18 protein-coding genes are annotated in these 18,589 nt (G+C 71.8%); 13 read left to right on the forward strand and 5 right to left on the reverse strand.

Annotated features, from left to right (window positions below):
• Positions 1–5 precede the first annotated feature (5 nt).
• The 6 genes from DEJ11_RS05145 to DEJ11_RS05170 all read left to right on the forward strand — a co-directional run bounded on the left by DEJ11_RS05145 (position 6) and on the right by DEJ11_RS05170 (position 6,910).
• The gene (locus DEJ11_RS05145; protein ID WP_111104528.1) at positions 6–1,400 is read left to right on the forward strand and encodes a M14 family zinc carboxypeptidase; all 1,395 of its coding nucleotides are present in this window, start codon (positions 6–8) and stop codon (positions 1,398–1,400) included.
• Entirely contained in the window at positions 1,400–2,341 is a 942-nt protein-coding gene (locus DEJ11_RS05150; RefSeq protein WP_111104524.1) for an ABC transporter permease, read from the forward strand. Before DEJ11_RS05145 ends, DEJ11_RS05150 begins: the two co-directional genes overlap by 1 nt.
• Positions 2,338–3,228, forward strand: a complete 891-nt coding sequence (locus DEJ11_RS05155) for an ABC transporter permease (protein WP_071246671.1) — start codon at positions 2,338–2,340, stop codon at positions 3,226–3,228. The genes DEJ11_RS05150 and DEJ11_RS05155 overlap by 4 nt, the downstream gene beginning before the upstream one ends.
• Before the next feature lie 84 nt (positions 3,229–3,312).
• On the forward strand, positions 3,313–4,722 hold the full coding sequence (locus DEJ11_RS05160) for a serine hydrolase (RefSeq protein WP_258375505.1): 1,410 nt from the start codon (positions 3,313–3,315) through the stop codon (positions 4,720–4,722).
• On the forward strand, positions 4,719–5,252 hold the full coding sequence (locus DEJ11_RS05165; protein WP_231495614.1) for a GbsR/MarR family transcriptional regulator: 534 nt from the start codon (positions 4,719–4,721) through the stop codon (positions 5,250–5,252). Before DEJ11_RS05160 ends, DEJ11_RS05165 begins: the two co-directional genes overlap by 4 nt.
• Positions 5,249–6,910 (forward strand): dipeptide ABC transporter ATP-binding protein, encoded by a 1,662-nt coding sequence (locus DEJ11_RS05170; RefSeq protein ID WP_111104518.1) that lies wholly within the window; start codon positions 5,249–5,251, stop codon positions 6,908–6,910. Before DEJ11_RS05165 ends, DEJ11_RS05170 begins: the two co-directional genes overlap by 4 nt.
• Positions 6,911–6,928: 18 nt before the next feature.
• Here DEJ11_RS05170 and DEJ11_RS05175 read toward each other — a convergent pair whose 3' ends face one another.
• The gene (locus DEJ11_RS05175; protein WP_146250092.1) at positions 6,929–7,510 is read right to left on the reverse strand and encodes a hypothetical protein; all 582 of its coding nucleotides are present in this window, start codon (positions 7,508–7,510) and stop codon (positions 6,929–6,931) included.
• A 257-nt stretch (positions 7,511–7,767) separates the two neighbouring features.
• Between DEJ11_RS05175 and DEJ11_RS05180 the strand changes: the two genes are divergently transcribed.
• The gene (locus DEJ11_RS05180; protein ID WP_035807629.1) at positions 7,768–8,097 is read left to right on the forward strand and encodes a hypothetical protein; all 330 of its coding nucleotides are present in this window, start codon (positions 7,768–7,770) and stop codon (positions 8,095–8,097) included.
• Positions 8,098–8,198: 101 nt separating this feature from the next.
• A complete protein-coding gene (locus DEJ11_RS05185; protein WP_163343414.1) occupies positions 8,199–8,351 on the forward strand; it encodes a hypothetical protein in 153 nt (50 codons plus the stop codon).
• Positions 8,352–8,418: 67 nt separating this feature from the next.
• Here the strand turns inward: DEJ11_RS05185 and DEJ11_RS05190 are convergent, their stop codons facing one another.
• From DEJ11_RS05190 to DEJ11_RS05200, 3 genes are read right to left on the reverse strand one after another with little or no spacing between them, the layout of a single operon-like run.
• Entirely contained in the window at positions 8,419–9,276 is an 858-nt protein-coding gene (locus DEJ11_RS05190) for an EamA family transporter (RefSeq protein WP_111104512.1), read from the reverse strand.
• Positions 9,273–9,935, reverse strand: a complete 663-nt coding sequence (locus DEJ11_RS05195; RefSeq protein ID WP_027464682.1) for a response regulator transcription factor — start codon at positions 9,933–9,935, stop codon at positions 9,273–9,275. The genes DEJ11_RS05190 and DEJ11_RS05195 overlap by 4 nt, the downstream gene beginning before the upstream one ends.
• 39 nt (positions 9,936–9,974) lie before the next feature.
• Entirely contained in the window at positions 9,975–11,543 is a 1,569-nt protein-coding gene (locus DEJ11_RS05200; RefSeq protein ID WP_111104509.1) for a sensor histidine kinase, read from the reverse strand.
• A gap of 132 nt (positions 11,544–11,675) precedes the next feature.
• Between DEJ11_RS05200 and DEJ11_RS05205 the strand changes: the two genes are divergently transcribed.
• Positions 11,676–12,506: an AraC family transcriptional regulator gene (locus tag DEJ11_RS05205; protein WP_111104507.1), complete on the forward strand. Its 831-nt coding sequence runs from the start codon at positions 11,676–11,678 to the stop codon at positions 12,504–12,506.
• Between the two features lie 395 nt (positions 12,507–12,901).
• Here the strand turns inward: DEJ11_RS05205 and DEJ11_RS05210 are convergent, their stop codons facing one another.
• Positions 12,902–13,933, reverse strand: coding sequence for a LacI family DNA-binding transcriptional regulator (locus DEJ11_RS05210; protein ID WP_111102880.1), 1,032 nt, complete (start codon positions 13,931–13,933; stop codon positions 12,902–12,904).
• A 118-nt stretch (positions 13,934–14,051) separates the two neighbouring features.
• Between DEJ11_RS05210 and DEJ11_RS05215 the strand changes: the two genes are divergently transcribed.
• The 4 genes from DEJ11_RS05215 to DEJ11_RS05230 are packed head-to-tail and all read left to right on the forward strand — an operon-like array spanning position 14,052 to position 18,575.
• The gene (locus tag DEJ11_RS05215; RefSeq protein WP_111102881.1) at positions 14,052–15,326 is read left to right on the forward strand and encodes an ABC transporter substrate-binding protein; all 1,275 of its coding nucleotides are present in this window, start codon (positions 14,052–14,054) and stop codon (positions 15,324–15,326) included.
• Positions 15,326–16,204, forward strand: coding sequence for a carbohydrate ABC transporter permease (locus DEJ11_RS05220; RefSeq protein WP_027464687.1), 879 nt, complete (start codon positions 15,326–15,328; stop codon positions 16,202–16,204). Before DEJ11_RS05215 ends, DEJ11_RS05220 begins: the two co-directional genes overlap by 1 nt.
• Positions 16,201–17,178: a carbohydrate ABC transporter permease gene (locus tag DEJ11_RS05225; protein WP_220038312.1), complete on the forward strand. Its 978-nt coding sequence runs from the start codon at positions 16,201–16,203 to the stop codon at positions 17,176–17,178. Before DEJ11_RS05220 ends, DEJ11_RS05225 begins: the two co-directional genes overlap by 4 nt.
• The gene (locus DEJ11_RS05230) at positions 17,178–18,575 is read left to right on the forward strand and encodes a glycoside hydrolase 5 family protein (protein ID WP_111102882.1); all 1,398 of its coding nucleotides are present in this window, start codon (positions 17,178–17,180) and stop codon (positions 18,573–18,575) included. Before DEJ11_RS05225 ends, DEJ11_RS05230 begins: the two co-directional genes overlap by 1 nt.
• The last annotated feature ends 14 nt before the right edge of the window (positions 18,576–18,589 follow it).

Here is an 18,589-nt window from a genome sequence, read left to right on the forward strand (position 1 = left end):
GGGGCATGGAGCAGCACACCGTCCTCGACCTGGTCCGCGACGTCCCCGACCGCGACGGCTTCCCGCTCGTCGACGACCTGCACGCCCGGTTCGCCGCGCTCGCCGCGGCGCACCCCGACCGGGTCACGGTCACCCGGATCGGCACGAGCCGCCTCGGCGAACCCCTGCACAGCTACCGCATCGGCACCGGGTCGCACGTGGCCGTCGTGGTCGGCGGGGTGCACCCGAACGAGCCGATCGGTTCGTGGACGGCGCTGCACCTCGCTGAGACGGCCCTCGGTGACGAGCGGGTGGCCGGGCTCGACGTCACCTGGCACATCGTCCCGACGATCGATCCGGACGGCATGCGGCTCAACGAGGCGTGGTTCCACGACCCGCACGACCGCGTGTTCTACTCGCGGCACTTCTACCGGCCGGCCCCGGACAGCCAGGTCGAGTGGACGTTCCCGAACAGCTACAAGTCGGTGTACTTCGACCAGGTGCTGCCCGAGACGCTCGCGTTCATGCGGCTCATCGACGACACCGAGCCGGACCTGCTCGTGAGCCTGCACAACGGCGAGATGGGCGGCGTCTACTACTACCTGTCCGAGGACCTGCCCGCCGTCGTCGACACCCTGCACGCGGTGCCGGCCGCACTCGGGCTGCCGCTCGACACCGGGGAGCCGGAGTCCCCGTACCTGCGGGAACTCGCCCCGGCGGTGTTCGCGATGGACGGTATCGAGACGGCGTACGCCTACCTCGAGGAGCTCGGCGTCGACCCAGGCGAGCACATCCACGGTGGGTCGAGCGCGGCGTGGGCGATGCGGCACGGCGCCCTCTGCATGGTGGCCGAGCTGCCGTACTGGAGCCACCCCGACGCCGACGACCAGACCCCGACCGACGAGTCGTACGCCGACCTGCTCCGTCGGTGCGCGGACGACCTCGGTGCCTCGGGTGCGGAACTGCAGGCGTTCCTCGACGAGGCATCGCCGATGCTCTCGATCCCGTCCCCGTTCGTCGAGGCCTCCCGAGCGTTCGTCCCGATGCTCGCCGGGATCGCGGACACCGACCGCCGCCGGGCCGAGCGGGAACCGGCCGACCGGACGGCCACCGTCGCGGAGCGCTTCGGCTGCGAGGACCTCGTCCGCTGCTTCCGCCTGCGCTACGGCGGCATGCTCCTGCGCGCCGTCGAGGCGGAGACGACCGCCGGTACGGCGTCCGCGCCGCTCCGGCGGCTCCGCGACCGCCTGGCCGAGCGGTACGCGCACTGGCAGGCGGACGCGTCGGCGGGTGCGCAGCCGATCCCGGTGGGGAAGCTCGTGGGCGTGCAGTACGGGGCGATCCTCGCCTGCGCGGCGCACGTGGCGGACCCGACCCGCGCCTCCCGTCCGGTGTCGGCGGCCGTGTCGGGAGGCGCGTGATGCGTCCGACGCTCGCCGTCGGTCGCCGACTCGGCGGCCTGGTCATCGTGTTCCTCGGGGTGACCTTCCTCATCTACGCGATGACGTTCGCGCTGCCCGGCGACCCCATCAAGGCGCTCGGCGGTGAGCGCCCCCTCACCGACTCGGTCGTGCGGGCGCTGCGGGCCGAGTACCACCTGGACCAGCCGCTGTGGCTGCAGTACGTGCAGTACCTGGGCGGCCTGTTCCGGGGTGACTTCGGCACCGACTTCAACGGGCAGTCCGTGGGTGAGCAGATGGCCTCGCGGTGGCCCGTGACGATCACGCTGGCGCTGAGCGCCTGGGCGCTCGAGATCGTCCTCGGCATCGGGCTCGGCGTGGTCTCGGCGCTCAGGCGCGGCACCGTGCTCGACAAGACGGTGCTCGTCGGCACGATCGTCGTCGGGGCGGTCCCCGTGTTCGTGCTCGGCGTGGCCCTGCAGCTGGTGTTCTCGGTGCGGCTGCACTGGTTCCCGGTCGCGGGGGTCACCGCCGGGTGGCCGACCGCGTACGTCCTGCCGGCGTTCGTGATCGCCCTGTTCGGCCTGGCCGCGGTGTCCCGGCTCACCCGGACGTCGATGATCGAGACACTCGACGCCGACTACGTGCGGACGGCCCGCGCCAAGGGGCTCACGCCGGGCCGGATCGTGGGTGTGCACGTGCTGCGGAACTCGCTCATCCCCACCGCCACCTACCTGGCGACCGACCTCGGGTACCTGATGGGCGGCACCGTCATCATCGAGGGCATCTTCAACCTGCCGGGCGTCGGGAACCTGCTGTTCCAGGGCATCCGCTCGCACGAGGGCGCCGTCGTCGTCGGCATCTCGACCGCCCTCATCCTGGTGTTCCTCGTCACGAGCGTGCTCGTCGACCTGCTGCACGCCGCCCTCGACCCGCGCGTCCGGACAGGAGCCTCCCGATGACCACCGAAGCCCTCGGCGCCACCGTCGAACCCGTCGTCGGGGTCCGGCGCCGGCCACTGCTCGCCGCCGCACGGACGCCGGGGTTCTGGGTGCCCGCGTCGGTGCTCGTGGTGGTCCTGCTCATCGCGGCGTTCCCGCAGCTGTTCGCCGGCCTGTTCGGCCACGGCGACCCCCGGGTGTGCGACCTCGGCCGGAGCGGGGCGTCACCGACCGCCGGGCACCCGTTCGGCTTCGACCTGCAGGGCTGCGACGTGTACGCGAACGTCGTCTGGGGCACCCGGTCGTCGATCGCCGTCGCGGTGCTCACGACCCTGCTCGCCGGCATGGTCGCGGTCGTCGTCGGGACCGTCGCGGGCATGGTCGGCGGGTGGGTGGACGCCGTCCTCGCCCGGCTCACCGACGTGTTCCTCGGGTTCCCGTTCCTGCTCGGCGCCGTCGTCGTGCTGAACAGCGTGGGGGAGCGGTCGGTGCTCACCGTGTCGCTCGTGCTCGCCCTGTTCGGGTGGCCGACGATGGCCCGGCTCGTGCGGTCGAGCGTCCGCAGCGTCCGGGGCGCCGAGTTCGTGCTCGCCGCCCGGACGATGGGGCTGTCGACGTGGCGGATCACCACCCGGTACGTGTTGCCGTCGTCGATCTCGCCACTGCTCGTGCTCGCCACCATCACCGTCGGCGGGGTCATCGTGTCCGAGTCGTCGCTGACCTACCTCGGCATCGGGCTGGAGCGTCCGGCGATCTCGTGGGGGCTGCAGCTGTCCGCGGCGACGTCGCAGTTCCTCCGGGCCCCGCACATGCTCATCGCCCCGGCGGCGTTCCTCGCCGTGACCGTGCTCGCCGTCATCGCGCTCGGCGACACGCTGCGCGCCGCGCTCGACCCACGTCGGCGCTGACCGGCACGGCACACGCCGCGTCGCGGCGGGCACCGTCGCGACCGACGCGCCAGACTCGAACCACCGCCCTTCGAAAGGACCACCGTGACCGACACCCTCTCCGCGTACCGGAAGACCCTGCCCTACATCCGTGAGTGGGTGTCGTACAAGGTGTGGCAGCTGCGGGTGCCCGGCGTGCAGGTCGCCGTCGGCTTCGGCGGCGAGGTCCTGTTCGACGAGTCCTGGGGCTACGCCGACGTCGAGGCTGGGCGCCGGCTGACCACCACCGACCTGTTCCGCATCGCCTCGCACTCGAAGACCTTCACCGCGACGGCCCTGCTGCAGCTCGCCGAGCGCGGGTCGCTCCGGCTCGACGACACCGTCGGCACGTACGTCCCGGCACTGGTCGACGGCGGCTCGCCGCTCGCCGACGCCACCCTGCGCGAGCTCATGGAGATGGGCGCCGGCGTCATCCGCGACGGACACGACGGCGACTACTGGTCCCTGCTCCGCCCGTTCCCCGACGAGCAGGAACTCCTGGCGCTCGTGCTCGACCGGGGCCAGAAGGTGCCGACCGGCTCGTCGTTCAACTACTCGAACCTCGGCTACTCCCTGCTCGGCCTGGTCATCGCCGCGGTGTCCGGGCAGTCGTACAACGACTTCGTGCGCGAGTCGATCACCGAACCCCTCGGCTTGCGGAACACCGGCCCCGACTGGGACCCCGCACGCGCCGACGACTTCGTGGTCGGGTACACCGGCTTCCACACCGCCCGGCACCGGCAGCGCATCGACCACGTCGACACCCGCGCGATGGCCGCCGCCACCGGCTTCCACGGCACCGCGTCCGACCTGGTCCGCTACTTCTCGCAGCACGTGATCGGGCAGGGCACCCTGCTCGACGACCACTCCAAGCGCCTCGCGCAGCGGAAGGCCTGGAGCGCCACCGACGACCCCGCGGCCCGCGGCTACGGTGCCGGGTTCATCGTCGACCGGATCGGCGGGCGCGAGATCCGCGGCCACTCGGGCGGATTCCCGGGGCACATCACCCAGTCGATGTTCGACCCGGCATCCGGGCTCGTCGTGTCCGTGCTGACCAGCGCCGCCGCCGGACCCGCCACGGTCATCGCCACCGCGGTCATCGCCATGCTCGACGCCGCGGCCGACGCCGACGCCCCGGGGACCCCGGTACCCGACGACGTCGACACCGCCACGTTCACCGGACGCTTCGCCAACCCGTGGGGCGTCACCGACGTCGCCCGGATCGGTGACCGGCTCGTCGAGGTCGACCCGTCCGGCGCCGAGCCGATGGACACCCCCACCCGGCTCGAGGTCGTCGACGCCGACACCCTGCGGATGACCCACGGCAACCGCTTCGGCTCGGTCGACGAGGACATCACCTACACCCGCGACGAGGACGGCACCGTGCGGGCGATCCGTGGCGGTGGCGGCATGTCGCAGGAGCCGTGGTCGATCCCGGACGAGCGACCCGAGGTGGCCGCCGGGCTCGCCTCGTGACCGACGACCGGCTGCTCGGACCGGAGCGCCAGGCCTTCGTCGAGGAGTTCGCCCTGATGCTCAACGACGGCGCGGGCATGCCCCTCACCGACGCCCGGGTGCTCGGCTACCTGATGATGACCCGCGCACCGCACTCGTCGTCATCCGACCTGCAGGCAGCGCTCGGCGCCAGCTCGGGGTCGGTGTCGATGGCCACGCGGCGGCTCGTCGACTCCGGGTTCGTGAAGCGCCACATCGTCCCCGGCGAGCGCAGTCACTACTTCCGGGCCGAGGCCGACGTCTGGGGCTCCTGGCTCGCCAGCGAACGGAAGTACCTCGACCGGCAGCGCGACATCATCGGCCGCGGGCTCGCCGTCGTCGAGGGTGCCGGCCGCACCGGCACGGGCGATGTGGACGCCGAGGTCCGCGAGCGTCTGCTCAACGGCCGCGACTACATGCAGTGGCTGCAGGGCTACCACCGCAAGATGCTCGAGGAGTGGGAGGCCTTCAAGGCCGCCCGCGACGACACCGACCCCCCGGAGACCCCATGAGCGGCACCACCGACGTCCTGACCGTCGAGCACCTCACCGTCACCTTCGACGTCGACGGCGAGGTGGTCCGCGCCGTCGACGACGCCTCGTTCACCGTGGCCCGGGGTGAGGTCGTCGCGGTCGTGGGGGAGTCCGGCTCCGGCAAGAGCATGACCGCGATGACCGCGATGGGCATCGCCCCCGACGGTGCGCGCGCCTCGGGGAGCATCCGGCTCGGCGACCTCGAGGTCATCGGCACCGACGAGCGCACCCTCCGGTCGGTCCGGGGCCGCAGCGTGTCGATGATCTTCCAGGACCCGTCCGCGGCGCTGAACCCGGTGTTCACCATCGGGTTCCAGCTCGCCGAGGCCGTCCGACGCACCGACGGCCAGCACGACCGCGCCGCCGTCCGGGAGCGCTCGCTCGAGCTGCTCCGCGCCGTGGAGGTCCCCGAACCCGAACGCCGCCTGGGCCAGTACCCGCACGAACTCTCCGGCGGGCAGGCCCAGCGCGTGATGATCGCGATGGCGCTCGCCGCCGACCCGGACCTGCTCATCGCGGACGAGCCGACGACCGCCCTCGACGTCACGGTGCAGGCCGAGGTGCTCGACGTCCTCCGCGCGCTGCGCGAGCGCACCGGCACCGCGATCCTGCTCATCACCCACGACATGGGCGTCGTCGCGGACCTCGCCGACCGCGTGGTCGTGATGCGCCGCGGACGCGTCGTCGAGACCGGCGCCGCCGAGGCGGTCTTCGCCGCACCGTCCGCCGACTACACGCGCGAACTCCTCGCTGCGGTCCCGCGCATGGGCACCGGGTCCGGTCTGGAGGCCCGGCTCGGCTCCGCCACGACGCCCCCGGCCGCCGTCCTGGACGTCCGGCACCTCGTGGTCGAGTACGGCGGCGCCCTGCGCGGGCGCTTCCGTGCCGTCGACGACGTGTCGTTCACCGTCGGCCGTGGCGAGATCGTCGGCCTGGTGGGGGAGTCCGGCAGTGGCAAGACCACCATCGGCCGGGCCGCGGTGGGCCTCGCGCCGATCACCTCCGGCTCGGTGGTCGTCGACGGCACCGACGTCGCCGGCGCACGGCGAGCCGCCCGCCGGCAGATGCGCCAGCACGTCGGCGTGGTGTTCCAGAACCCGCTCCGGTCGCTCAACCCCCGGTACACCGTCGGGCAGACCGTCGCCGAGCCGCTCCGTCAGATCCTCCGGCTGCCGGCGGCGCAGGTCGAGGAGCGTGTCGAGCGACTCCTCGCCGACGTCGGTCTCGACGGCGGGTACGCCGAGCGTTACCCGCACGAACTCTCCGGGGGCCAACGGCAACGCGTCGCGATCGCCCGCGCGGTGGCGCTCGACCCCGCGCTCCTGATCGCCGACGAGCCGACGAGCGCACTCGACGTGTCGGTGCAGGCCCGCGTGCTCGACGTGTTCCGCGAGCTGCAGGAGCGCCTCGGGTTCGCGTGCCTGTTCGTCACGCACGACCTCGCCGTGGTCGACACCCTGTGCGACCGGGTCGTCGTGCTGCACGGCGGCCGGGTCGCCGAACACGGCACCCGCGACGCCATCCTGCGCTCGCCACAGGACCCGTACACACGACGGCTCATCCAGGCCGCCCCGGTGCCGGACCCCGCGGAGCAGGCACGCCGACGCTCCGAGCGCCTGGCCGCTCGCGCGGGCTGAGGCGGGCGAGAGTCCGGGTCAGCGCACCTCGGCCGAGGCCCACAGCACGCCGGCCCCGCGGCCCACCGGGCGCAGCAGCGGCACGGCGACGAGCACGGCCGCGGCCAGGTAGGCGACGGTCTGCAGCAGGCCCGGGACCGCGAAGGCGACACCGAGCGACTCCTGCGGGAGCGCCGTGAGGAGCACGGTCTCCGACAGCAGTGCGGTGACGAACCACGCCGCAGCCGCCACCGTGACGATCCAGCCGAAGGCCCGCTGCACACCCGTTTCACTCCGGACGGTGACGACGCCGAAGGCCACGAGCGCCGCCTGCGCGACGACGAGGAACACGTCGATCAACAGTCCGGGAACCAGCGACACGAGCGCGAACGCGAGCACGGACACCGCGAACGTGAGCGCCCGGCGGTCTCGAGCACGCACCGCGGCGACGAGCACGACGACGGCGGCGATGCCCCCGACGACCGTGGCTCCGAGGAGCAGCCCGCGGGGTAGGTCCCAGGGTGCCAACCAGACCGTCCCGACCAGTCCGGCCGCTCCGAACACCAGCGCCGCCACCACCGCGGCCGCCGACACCACCCGTACCCCCGTGCTGCTCTGCATGCCCGCACACTATGCCCCGGGACCCCGCCAGCGGAACACCTCTCCGCCCGGCGAGGGACGGACGTTCGTGTCCGCGCGATGACGGTTCCGGTTCGCGCCGCCCGGGGATCGTGAACCAGAACCGTCAACGACACGGGAACGCGTGCCCGTCCGCCCCGCCCCGCCGCCCGACGACGACACGCCCGTCCGATGCCAGGTCGTCGTCCAGACGGCGCGGTCGACTTGACTGTCGTTCGAACACACGTTCGAATACCGTCGTGGGACGGCGTCGCGAGAACCGGTGGCAGCCCCCGGAACACCCGGAGGTCGAGCGTCCGCGCGCGTACTCCCTGTCCGAGGACGCCCGCGGCGGCGACGTGTGCCACGCCGTCACCCCGAAGCCGGTCTGGGCGTGGATCCAGTTCCCGACCTTCCACGTCCGGGTGAAGGCCTTCGCGAAGAGCTGGACCCGGGATGCCGTGCTGGTGGAGTGGGCGCAGTTCGGGCAGCAGGCCGAGGCATGGGTGTGGCGCTCAGCGGTGAAGCACCGCACGCTCCGTGCCGACCGCGACAGCGCGAACCGGAGTCCGCAGAACGCACTGCGTTGACTTCCACCCGCACCCCGAGGATGGTTTAGCGAACGCGGGTTCAGCAAGTAACTCACTGATCGAGGCATTCGATCCGGACCCGTACCCACGAAGGAGGCACCATGAAGAACGCAGCGGTGCCGTCCTGGGTCGCCCACGTGCTCACCCCGCCCGAGGTCATCAGTGCCTACGTCGAGCGGCGGATCAACGATCCGTCCCTCCTGTCGGGTGAGCAGTCGGAACCCACGTACGCAGACTTCCTGCGCGACGAGTAGACGGTCTTCTCAGGAGGCCCGGATCACGCACCGCCGTCGGCGGACGTGATCCGGGCCTCCTCTTCGTTCATCCCACCGGTCCGCCGCGTCGGCGACGGGCCGACAGCGTCACGCCGACGCTCGCGGCAGTGACGCACGCCAGGGCGACCGTCTCGAGCACCGAGAGCCCCTCGGTCAGCACGACGAGACCGGCCAGGGCGGCGATCGCCGGGCCGAGGCTCTGCAGCACCCCGAACACCCGTGTCGGCATCCGGCGGAGCGCGAGCATCTCGAGGGCGTACGGCAGCACGCTGGACAGCACGGCGACGGCGCCGAAGACGAGCAGGAGCGTCGGTTCGTGCACGACGCCGTCGACCGCGGAGCGGAGCCCGAACGGCAACGACACGAGCATCGCGACCACCATCGACACGACGAGCCCGTCGACGCCGGGGATCGCGGCTCCGACGTGCCGGTTCATCACGATGTAGCCCGCCCAGCACGCGGCGGCGAGGACCGCCCAGACGACACCGCCCACCTCGGTCACCGCGGTCGGGCCGACGCCGAGCAGCACGACCCCCGCGAGCGCCAGCACGGCCCACAGGGCATCGCGCCAGCGCCGGGTGTGCACGAGCGACAGGGCGAGCGGCCCGAGGAACTCGATCGTCACGGCGACACCGATCGGGATGCTCGCGAACGACAGGTAGATGAAGACGTTCATGCCGCCGAGCGCCAGGCCGAGGCCGACCGCACCGAGCCACTGCGCCCGCGTCCAGTGCCGGACGCGGGGACGGACCACCAGGGCGAGCACGACGGCACCGATGACGAGCCGGAGCGTGGCGGCCCCGACCGCGCCGACGTCGTCGAAGTGGGTCTTCGCGATCGCGGCGCCGAGCTGGACGGACACCATCGCGGTGAGGGCCAGCAGGGGTGCGGGGACCTGGTTCATCCGAGGTAGGCGAGGACGGCGAGGACGCGGCGGTGGTCCTCTCCGGTGTCCTCGAGCGCGAGCTTGCCGAAGATGCTCGACACGTGCTTCTCGACGGCACCGGTACCGATCACCAGGGCGCGGGCGATCGCGGCGTTCGTGCGGCCCTCGGCCATCAGCCCGAGCACGTCACGCTCGCGCGGGGTCAGGGCTGCGAGCGGGTCGCGGCGGCGGCTCATCAGCTGCGTGACGACCTCGGGGTCGAGCACGGTGCCCCCGGCGGCGATGCGGCGGACGGCGTCGTCGATCTCCTCGAGCCGGGTGACGCGGTCCTTGAGCAGGTAGCCGATGCCGGTCGCGCCGGCCGCGAGGACGTCCTCGGCGTAGGTGGCCTCGACGTACTGGGAGAGCAGGAGCACACCCGTCCGTGGAGCGATCCGGCGGGTCTCGACGGCGGCGCGGACACCCTCGTCGGTGAAGGTCGGTGGCATCCGCACGTCCATCACCACGACGTCGGGTGCACCCTCGGGCAGCGTCGCCAGGAAGGCCCGGGCGTCGGAGTACTGCCCGATCACGTCGATGCCGGCCTCGTCGAGCACTCGTGCCAGGCCCTCTCGCAGCAGGACGGCGTCGTCGACGACGACGGCCCGGATGCGTGCTGCATCCGGGCCGTCTGTCATGCCGACCAGCCTAGTGGGAGCGCGGACGCCCCCGTGGGGTCACGGCCGCTGGTTCGCCGCCGTCGGGACGCCGTTCAGGGCACCGAGGGGGATCCGGGCGGTGGCCTCGGTCGGGCCACCCTCGGGGCTCGAGACGACCAGGTCGCCGTCGAGGGCCCGCATGCGGCCGATCAGGCCCTCGATCCCGTGGCCCTGCTGCGGTCGTGCGCCACCCCGGCCGTCGTCGGTGACGCTGACCGTCAGGTACCAGAGGCCCGAGGCGTCGACGACCAGGCCGAGGTACACCCCGGCGGTGGTGGCGCCGGCGTGCTTCATGGTGTTCGTCAGCAGCTCGCTCACCGTGAAGTACACGTTGCGCTGGATCTCCGTGGCGAGCTCCAGGCCCTCGGGTAGCCGGACGTCCAGGCCCACCGGGATCGGGGTGCGGGCGACCAGTGCCTCGAGCGCCGCGACGAGTCCGCGGTCGAGCAGGATCGGCGGGGCGAAGCCGCGTGACAGTGCGCGCAGTTCGTCGAGGGCGTCCTGGGCGTGCTCGGATGCCTCACCGATGAGCTGCTTGGCCTTCTCGGGGTCCTTCTCGAAGGCGCGCTCGGCGGCGGACAGGTCCATGCGGAGCCGCACCAATCGCTGCTGCGGGCCGTCGTGCAGGTCGCGCTCGATCTGGCGGAGAGCCTGCCCCTCGGCGGTGACGGCACCGGCGCGGGAGGCCTGCAGGCCGGCGACGCGCTGCTCGAGCTGCTCGGCACGGAAGCCACCCAGCAGGCCGAAGTCGACCCAGTAGTGCGCGAGGACGGACCCGCGGGCCCAGAGCGGGAAGAGCACGACCGAGGCGGTCATCGACAGCAGCCCGAGGGCGCCGACGCCGGTCACGAACCCGACGCTGTCCGGGAAGTAGCCGACCCGGACGTTGCTCGCGAAGTACAGTCCGCCCACGACGATCGGCCAGGCGAAGCCGACGAGCAGCAGTGCACCGGTCCCGACGGTCACGACCGCGACGAGCGGGTACACGACCGCGGCGTGCAGCAGGTAGAGCCAGTAGTGCGGGTTGGCGACGGCCGAGCCGGTGCGGGTCCACCAGTTCTGCTGCCAGCGGGGCGTCCAGTCCACCGGGCGGATCGGGCGTCGGTCGGCCCAGCTCATGCGGAGCTTCTCGAACTGTCCGAGCCACCGCGCCACGAACAGCGCGATGAAGAACATGAGCAGGACGAAGGGGTTGAAGAGGTCGCGGAACCCGCCACCGAAGATCGCCGTCGGGAACGCGAAGTACAGCGTGCAGAGCAGCACGGCGGTGAGCGCCATGTAGCCGAAGTCCCGCGGCAGGCGCTTCCACGCGTCGCGGTAGAACTGCCCGGCGGTCATGCCGGAACCGCGACCGGAACCACCGACCGGCCCGGACCCGACCCGCGGGGTGGCACTCCACGACGCCGGCGGGGACTGCCGGTCGTCCTGGGTGTCGTGCTGGTGCTGGCGCGGGTACTGGGGCATCGGCTTGGTGGCTCCAGGGGGCACGGAGCCGCCCAGCGGGACGGTCTGGGCCTGGTCGGGCGAAGGCGTGACGTCGTCCAGCGGGACGGTTCGCGCCTGGTCGAGGCGGTCGGTGTCGGTCATGCATCCAGCCTCGCGATCGCGGAGCCGTTCCCCCATCCTGCCCTCTCCCCACCCCGGGTGGGGTTATCCCCCCTCTTCCACAGGTCGCCCGATCCACGCCCGCGCGTCCTGCCCGTGGATCACGCTCGTCGGATGGCTGATGCGCTCCGAGCACTGATCGACGCCGTCGGGCTCCAAGTCGGGCCGGGCACCGAGGTTCGGTCCGACGACGAGGCGTGGACGCTCGACGTCGAACCGACGGGCACCCACGTCTGGGTGGCGACGCGGTCCCGCTCCGTGTGGGTCCGGCACGGAGAGGACATCGCGATCGTCGACGCCGGCACCGCCGCCCTCGTCGAAGGGCACGCGATGATCACGATCGGCACGGGCCCCGAGCGCTCCGGCCCGCCCCGCGTCGCGGAGACGTACGCGTTCCCGCACGAGGCACTCTTCGCGCTGACCGGTGTCCTCCTCGGAGCCGCAACGCTCGGCCCGCTCGCCGACGAGGTCCTCGCACTCCCACCCGTCGCGACCACCGGTCCGCCCGGGGCTCCCTCGCCCGACGTCGGCCTCGCGCTCCGCCACGTCGGGCACCTCGACGGCGGGAGGTGGCACGGCGCGCAGCAGCAGGCCCTCGCCCGGCTCGTCGTCACGACGGTGCTCCGCGACAACCCGCCCCCGATGCTCGGCGACAACGGTCTCGCGCGGATCCTCGACCGCCTGTTCGATCCGGCTGGTCCGTCGTCTCTGCAGGGCATCTTCGTCGGTGTCCGCATGTCGGAGCGCACCCTCGAGCGCCGGTGCGCCGCAGCAACGGGATGCTCGCCCGCGCAGCTCGGCCGCTGGTACCGCAGTCTCGCCGTCCGCAGCGCACTCACCCGTGGCGACCGCCCGTCCGACGTCGCGACACGCTTCGGCTTCAGCACGACGTCGTCCATGCGGCGAGCCCTCGAGCGGGTCCGACCCCCGACGACCCGCCGGTGACCGTCGACCGCGGGGAAGGAGGTTCCGATCCGCGTCGATGACGGTTCCGGTTCACGATCCTCGGGTTTCGTGAACCAGAACCGTCACGGCGCGGAGAAGACCACGTCGTCCCGCGTCGGTGCAGTGCAGTGCGGTGCGTGCGCCAGTTGCAGGCAGCCGCGCCGCGCTTCGGGAGGGGGAGCGGCGGGAGCGGGAGCGGGAGCGGGAGCGGGAGGGAGAACGGCGGGAGCGGGAGGGGGAGCGGCGGGAGCGGGAGGGGGAGCGGCGGGAGCGGGAGGGGGAGCGGTGGGAGCGGGAGCAGCGGCAGCCGGACCGGCGAGCACGGCGGGCGCCTGAGCGCGCGGAATCAGCGGCGGGAGCGGGAGCGGGTCGTCGGCGCCGACGTCCGGAGCGGGTCAGGCGGGGGCGCGGCCGGTGGACTCGCGGACGCTCAGGGTGAGCGAAGGGCCCGGGCGCGAGGGGAGCGGAGCGCTGGCGTCGATCTGCGCGCGCAGCAGGGTCGCCGCACGCTGTCCGAGCTCGACGGTGTCGCGGGTGAGCGAGGTGATCGCCGGGCGGACGAGCCGGATCATCGCCGAGTCGTCGAAGGACACGATCGACACGTCGCCGGGCACCGCGACGCCCATCTCGCTCGCCACGCCCAGCCCGGCGACGGCGAGCACGTCGTTGTCGTAGACGATCGCGGTCGGTCGGATGCTCCTCGACAGCAGGGTGCGGGTGGCGCTGGCGCCGGCCTCGGCCGAGTAGTCCGTCGGCACCGAGACCGTGTCGTCGAGCCCCTCGCCGGCAGCGAACGCCCGGAGCCGGTCCATGCGCATGGCGGTGTGCTCGAACTCGGGCCGGCCGGCGACGTGCGCGATGCGTCGGTGTCCGAGGGCGTGCAGGTACCGCAGAACGGTGTCGGTGGCGTCCGAGTCGTCGATCCAGACCGTGGGGGCGGCGCCGTCGGGGGAGGGGTGCGAGCCGACGACGACGGTGGGCATGCCGAGGTCGGCGAGCAGGGCGAGCCGGGCGTCGTCGCGACGAGGGTCGATCACGATCACGCCGTCGACACGGTGTCCGCGCCACCAGTCCCGGTAGGTCTCGAGTTCTTCCTCGGCATCGCGCGCGACGAGCAGGTTCATGCCGACGTGCGTGCCGGCGAGCCCGAGCTGGATGCCGGAGATCAGGTCGCCGAAGAACGACTCCGTGCCCAGGGTCCGGGCCGGGCGGTTCAGCACGAAGCCGATGGAACCGGCCTTCGCGCCGCCGAGCGCCCGGGCCGCGGTGTGCGGCTGCCAGTCGAGCTCGCGGGCGATCTCGCGCACGCGGCGACGGGTCTCGTCGGAGACGCCGGGGCGGTCGTTCAACGCGAACGACACCGCACTGATGGACACGCCGGCCCGCGCGGCGATGTCGGCGATCGTCGTTCGACGCTTGGTGGCCACGGGGTTGACTATAGCGCTTTAGTCATCCACAGTGGCTGCCACACACGGGTTCGGTGACTGCTGCTGAACCGGTTCAGCTATGACGAGGGAGTCAGACGCCATGAGGACCACCACACGCATGACGAGGGGCCGCGCCACCGCGCTGCTCGCGACGGCCGCCGCCACAGCGCTCGTCCTGACCGGCTGCTCGAGCGGCGGGAACGCGGCCGACAACGGCGGCGGCGAGATCAGCGGCACCATCACCCTGCAGACCTGGGCGCTCACGCCGACCTACACGGGCTATCTCAACGGGGTCATCAAGGACTTCGAGCAGGCCCACCCGGACGCGAAGGTCAAGCTGCAGGACCAGCCCGGCGACGGGTACGCCGACAAGGTGCTCAGCCAGGCCTCGTCGAACAGCCTGCCCGACGTGATCAACCTGCCGCCGGACATCGCCCTGCCCCTCGCGAAGCGCGGGTTCCTGCAGGACGTCGCGAAGGACGACTCGAAGCTCGCCAGCACGTACGTCGCCGGCGCGTTGGACTCCTACGAGTACAAGGGCGTCGACGGCACGTTCGGGTACCCCTGGTACCTCAACACCGACGTGAACTACTGGAACTCGACGATGTTCGCCAAGTGCGGCCTCGACGCGAAGAACCCGCCGAAGACCACCGACGAGCTGTTCACACAGGCGAAGACCATGCACGACAACTGCCCGACCGACTACCTGATGAGCCGGAAGCCCGGCCTCGGCGACTTCACGCTCGCCGGCGTCAAGGTGCTCAACGCCGACGGCACGAAGTTCACCTTCGCCGACTCGTCGAAGGCCGCCGACCTGATCGACCGCTACAAGGACGCGTACCAGGACGGCTACATGCCCTCCAACGTGCTGAACAGCGACTACCTCGGCAACTCCACCCTGTTCACGCAGGCCAAGGTCGCCTGGACCACCGGTGGTGCCACCTCGCTCGCCGACTTCGAGAAGAACAACCCGTCGCTCAAGGGCAAGGTCACCGTCAGCCCCGCACTCGACACCCCGCCGCTCTACGTGCAGGGCCTGTCGGTCTCGAGCAAGTCGAAGCACCTCGCCACCGCCGAGGCCTTCGCGAAGTTCATGACGAACGCGAAGAACCAGGAGGCGTTCGCCCACAAGGTCAACATCTTCCCGTCCACCACGTCGTCGCAGTCCGACCCGTACTTCTCGAAGGACGACGGCACCGTGAACGGCGAGGCCCGGGTCCTGGCGAACGAGGCCCTGAAGACGGCGAAGGTCATCAACCCGGTCGAGGCGAACTCCGCGATGACGGACTTCCTCGACCAGCAGATCGCCCTCGCGATGAAGGGCCAGGTGGCGCCGAAGCAGGCGCTCGAGACCGCCCAGACCAAGATGAACAGCCTGCTGGCCAACGGCTGATGCGTGCGAACCGCTGGTACACGCCCTGGTTGCTCGTCCTGCCGGCACTGATCTGGCTCGTCGCGTTCAGCCTGTGGCCCTCGATCAACACGGTCCGGTTGTCGTTCACGAACGCCAGCCCGCTCGGCGGCGTCAGCCAGTGGGTCGGGGTGCAGAACTTCGAGACACTGCTCGCCGACCCGCAGGTGTGGGAGGCGCTGCTCAACAGCGTCATCTACATGGCGGTGTGCCTGCCGCTGCTGACGGTCCTCCCGCTCCTCATCGCGGTGCTCGTGCAGCAGAAGCTGCCCGGGATCGCGTTCTTCCGCACCGCGTTCTACACGCCGGTCATCGCGTCCGCGGTGGTCGTCGGGCTCATCTGGACGTGGATCCTCGACGACCGCGGTGTCATCAACGAGATGGCGCAGGCCCTCGGCGTCGTACAGGGCAGCGTCCCGTTCCTGACCGACCGGTGGCTGCTGCTCCTCAGCGCCATCAGCCTGACGGTGTGGAAGGGGCTCGGCTACTACATGATCATCTTCCTGGCCGCCCTCGGGAACGTCGGCAAGGACCTGCACGAGGCCGCCGCCCTCGACGGTGCCGGCGCCGTCCGACGCTTCTGGTCGGTCACGATGCCCGGGGTCCGCGGCACCATGACGCTCGTCGGGATCCTGGTGTGCGTGTCCGCGCTCCGGGTGTTCAGCGAGCTCTACATCCTCACGAACGGCACCGGCGGACCCGGCGGGCAGGACAACTCGCTCGTCATGCTCATCCAGCAGTACGCCCGCGGCTTCACCGGCAACCTCGGCTACGCGTCAGCCCTGAGCCTCCTGCTCTTCGTCGTGACGCTCGTGCCGATGCTCGCCCTCGCCCGGATGAACAGCAAGGCGGACAAGTGACGAACACGACCAGCACGACCGAACCCGTCATCGGCGGCGCGCAGGGCGCAGCCAGCCCGACGCCGGACGTGACCGGCGCGACGGGCGCTGGACGGGCCTCCAGGCAGAACGGACGCGACGGACGCAAGCGGCGCCGCGCGGTCTGGGGCGTCATGTCCACCCGCGAGAAGGTCGTCCGCTACGTCCTGCTCATCGTGGTGCTCTTCATCACGATCGGCCCGTTCCTGTGGCAGCTGTCCACGTCGCTCAAGGGCGCCGGTGAGGACATCTACACGGCGAACCCGTCGTTCATCCCGTCCGAGCCGACCATCGATAACTACCTGAAGGTCGCCGCCGCGATCCCGGTGTGGCGGTACATCGGCAACTCCCTGCTCGTCGCCGCGATCGACGTGCTCGGCAACATCGTGTTCGCGACCCTGGCCGGCTTCGCCCTCGCCCGGCTGCAGTGGCGGCACCGGAAGCTCGTGCTCGGCCTGTTCCTCGGCACCCTCGTGCTGCCCGGCGAGGCGACGATCATCTCGCAGTTCGTCACCGTGAAGGACCTCGGCCTCGCCGACAACCTGGTCGGCGTCGCCCTGCCCGGCATGATCGCGGCGCTCAACGTCCTGCTGATGTTCAACGCGTTCCGGCAGATCCCCGAGGAGATCGACCAGGCCGCGGTGATGGACGGTGCGAACGCGATGCAACGTCTCCGCTACATCTCGCTGCCCGCCGTGCAGGGGACCATCGCGGTCATCGCGATCTTCTCGTTCATCGGCGCGTGGGACGACTTCCTCTGGCCGCTCATCGTGCTGCAGTCGCCGGAGAACCTCACCCTGACCGTCGGGTTGCAGTACCTGCAGGGCACGTTCGCCACCGACCAGCGGATGATCGCGGCCGGCACCATGATCGCCTTCATCCCGATCGCCGTGATCTTCGCCGTCCTGCAGCGCTTCTTCTTCAAGGGCGTCGAAGAGGGCGGTGTGAAGGGCTGATGCGCTTCGGGGTCAACTACACGCCCTCGGTCGGCTGGTTCCACTCGTGGCTCGACTTCTCGCGGTCGGACACCGCCAGGGACCTCGAGGCCATCGCCTCGATCGGCGCCGACCACGTGCGGATCTTCCCGCTCTGGCCGGTCGTCCAGCCGAACCGGACGCTCATCCGGCAGCAGGCCCTCGACGACGTCGCCACGGTCGTCGACCTCGCCGGGTCGTTCGGACTCGACGTCAACGTGGACGCGCTGCAGGGGCACCTGTCGAGCTTCGACTTCGTGCCGTCCTGGCTGGACAGCTGGCACCGCCGCAACATGTTCACCGACCCGGACGTGGTCGCGTCGACCGCCGCGTACGTCCGGGCGCTCGCCGGAGCGGTTGCCGGCAAGCCCAACCTGCTCGGCATCACCATCGGCAACGAGGTCAACCAGTTCGCACACGCGCCGCACCCCGCACCGCACGCGATCACGGCGGAGCAGGGGCACGCGTGGGCGGCGGCGATGGTCGCGGCGGCGCGAGCGGGGCTGTCGGACGGGTCGTCGGCGTCGCCCGCGTCGTCCGTGTCGGTCGGCCTGGAGGCGCGGCTCGACCCCGCCTCCACGGTCCCGCCCGCCACCGGGTCGCGTCCCGGGCCACTGGTCACCGTCGCGCAGTACGACGCGGCCTGGTACGACGACGCCCAGCCCTTCGGCCCCGAGCACGCGGCGGACCACGGTGACGCCACGGTCACGCACTCGTGGGTGTTCAACGGCTCGGCGGCCCTGCACGGCGCCCTCGGGGCCGGGTCGGTGCGGCACGGGGAGTACCTGCTCCAGCTCGCCGCGGCCTGGAACCGCGACGCCGCCCGCCCGAACTGGCTGCAGGAGGTCGGCGCCCCCACCAACGTCGTCGACCCCGCCGACGCCGCCGCGTTCACCGAGCAGACCATCCGGCACGTCCTCGACGCGCAGCAGGTGCTCGGGGTGACGTGGTGGTGCTCCCACGACGTCGCCCGGACGCTCGCGGACTTCCCGGAGCTCGAGTACGACCTCGGGCTGTTCACGAACGACGGACGGCTGAAGCCCGCCGGCGAGGCGTTCGCCGCCCTCGCCCGCGCCGAGCACACCCGCGACGCCCGTGCCGCACCGTCGGCCACCGCGCTGGTCCTGGACGACGTGCTGTCCGACGGCACCGACCGGCACGGCACCCGCGCCGACTGCGCCCCCGGCGGTCGGTTCGCCGCCGCCTGGCTCGCCCTGGCCGAGGCCGCACCGGACGGCCGCGGCCCGCAGATCGTCCTGCGCTCCCGACTGTCGGACACCGCGCTGCTGGCCGCCCGCGGCATCGACCGCTGCGTCGACGTGCCCTCCGACCTCGACACCACCACCGTCCGCGTCGCCCACCCGGCGACCACGCCCTGACCCCGGAAGGCCCC

The organism is Curtobacterium sp. MCLR17_058 (assembly GCF_003234705.2).
GTDB classification, from domain to species: domain Bacteria; phylum Actinomycetota; class Actinomycetes; order Actinomycetales; family Microbacteriaceae; genus Curtobacterium; species Curtobacterium flaccumfaciens.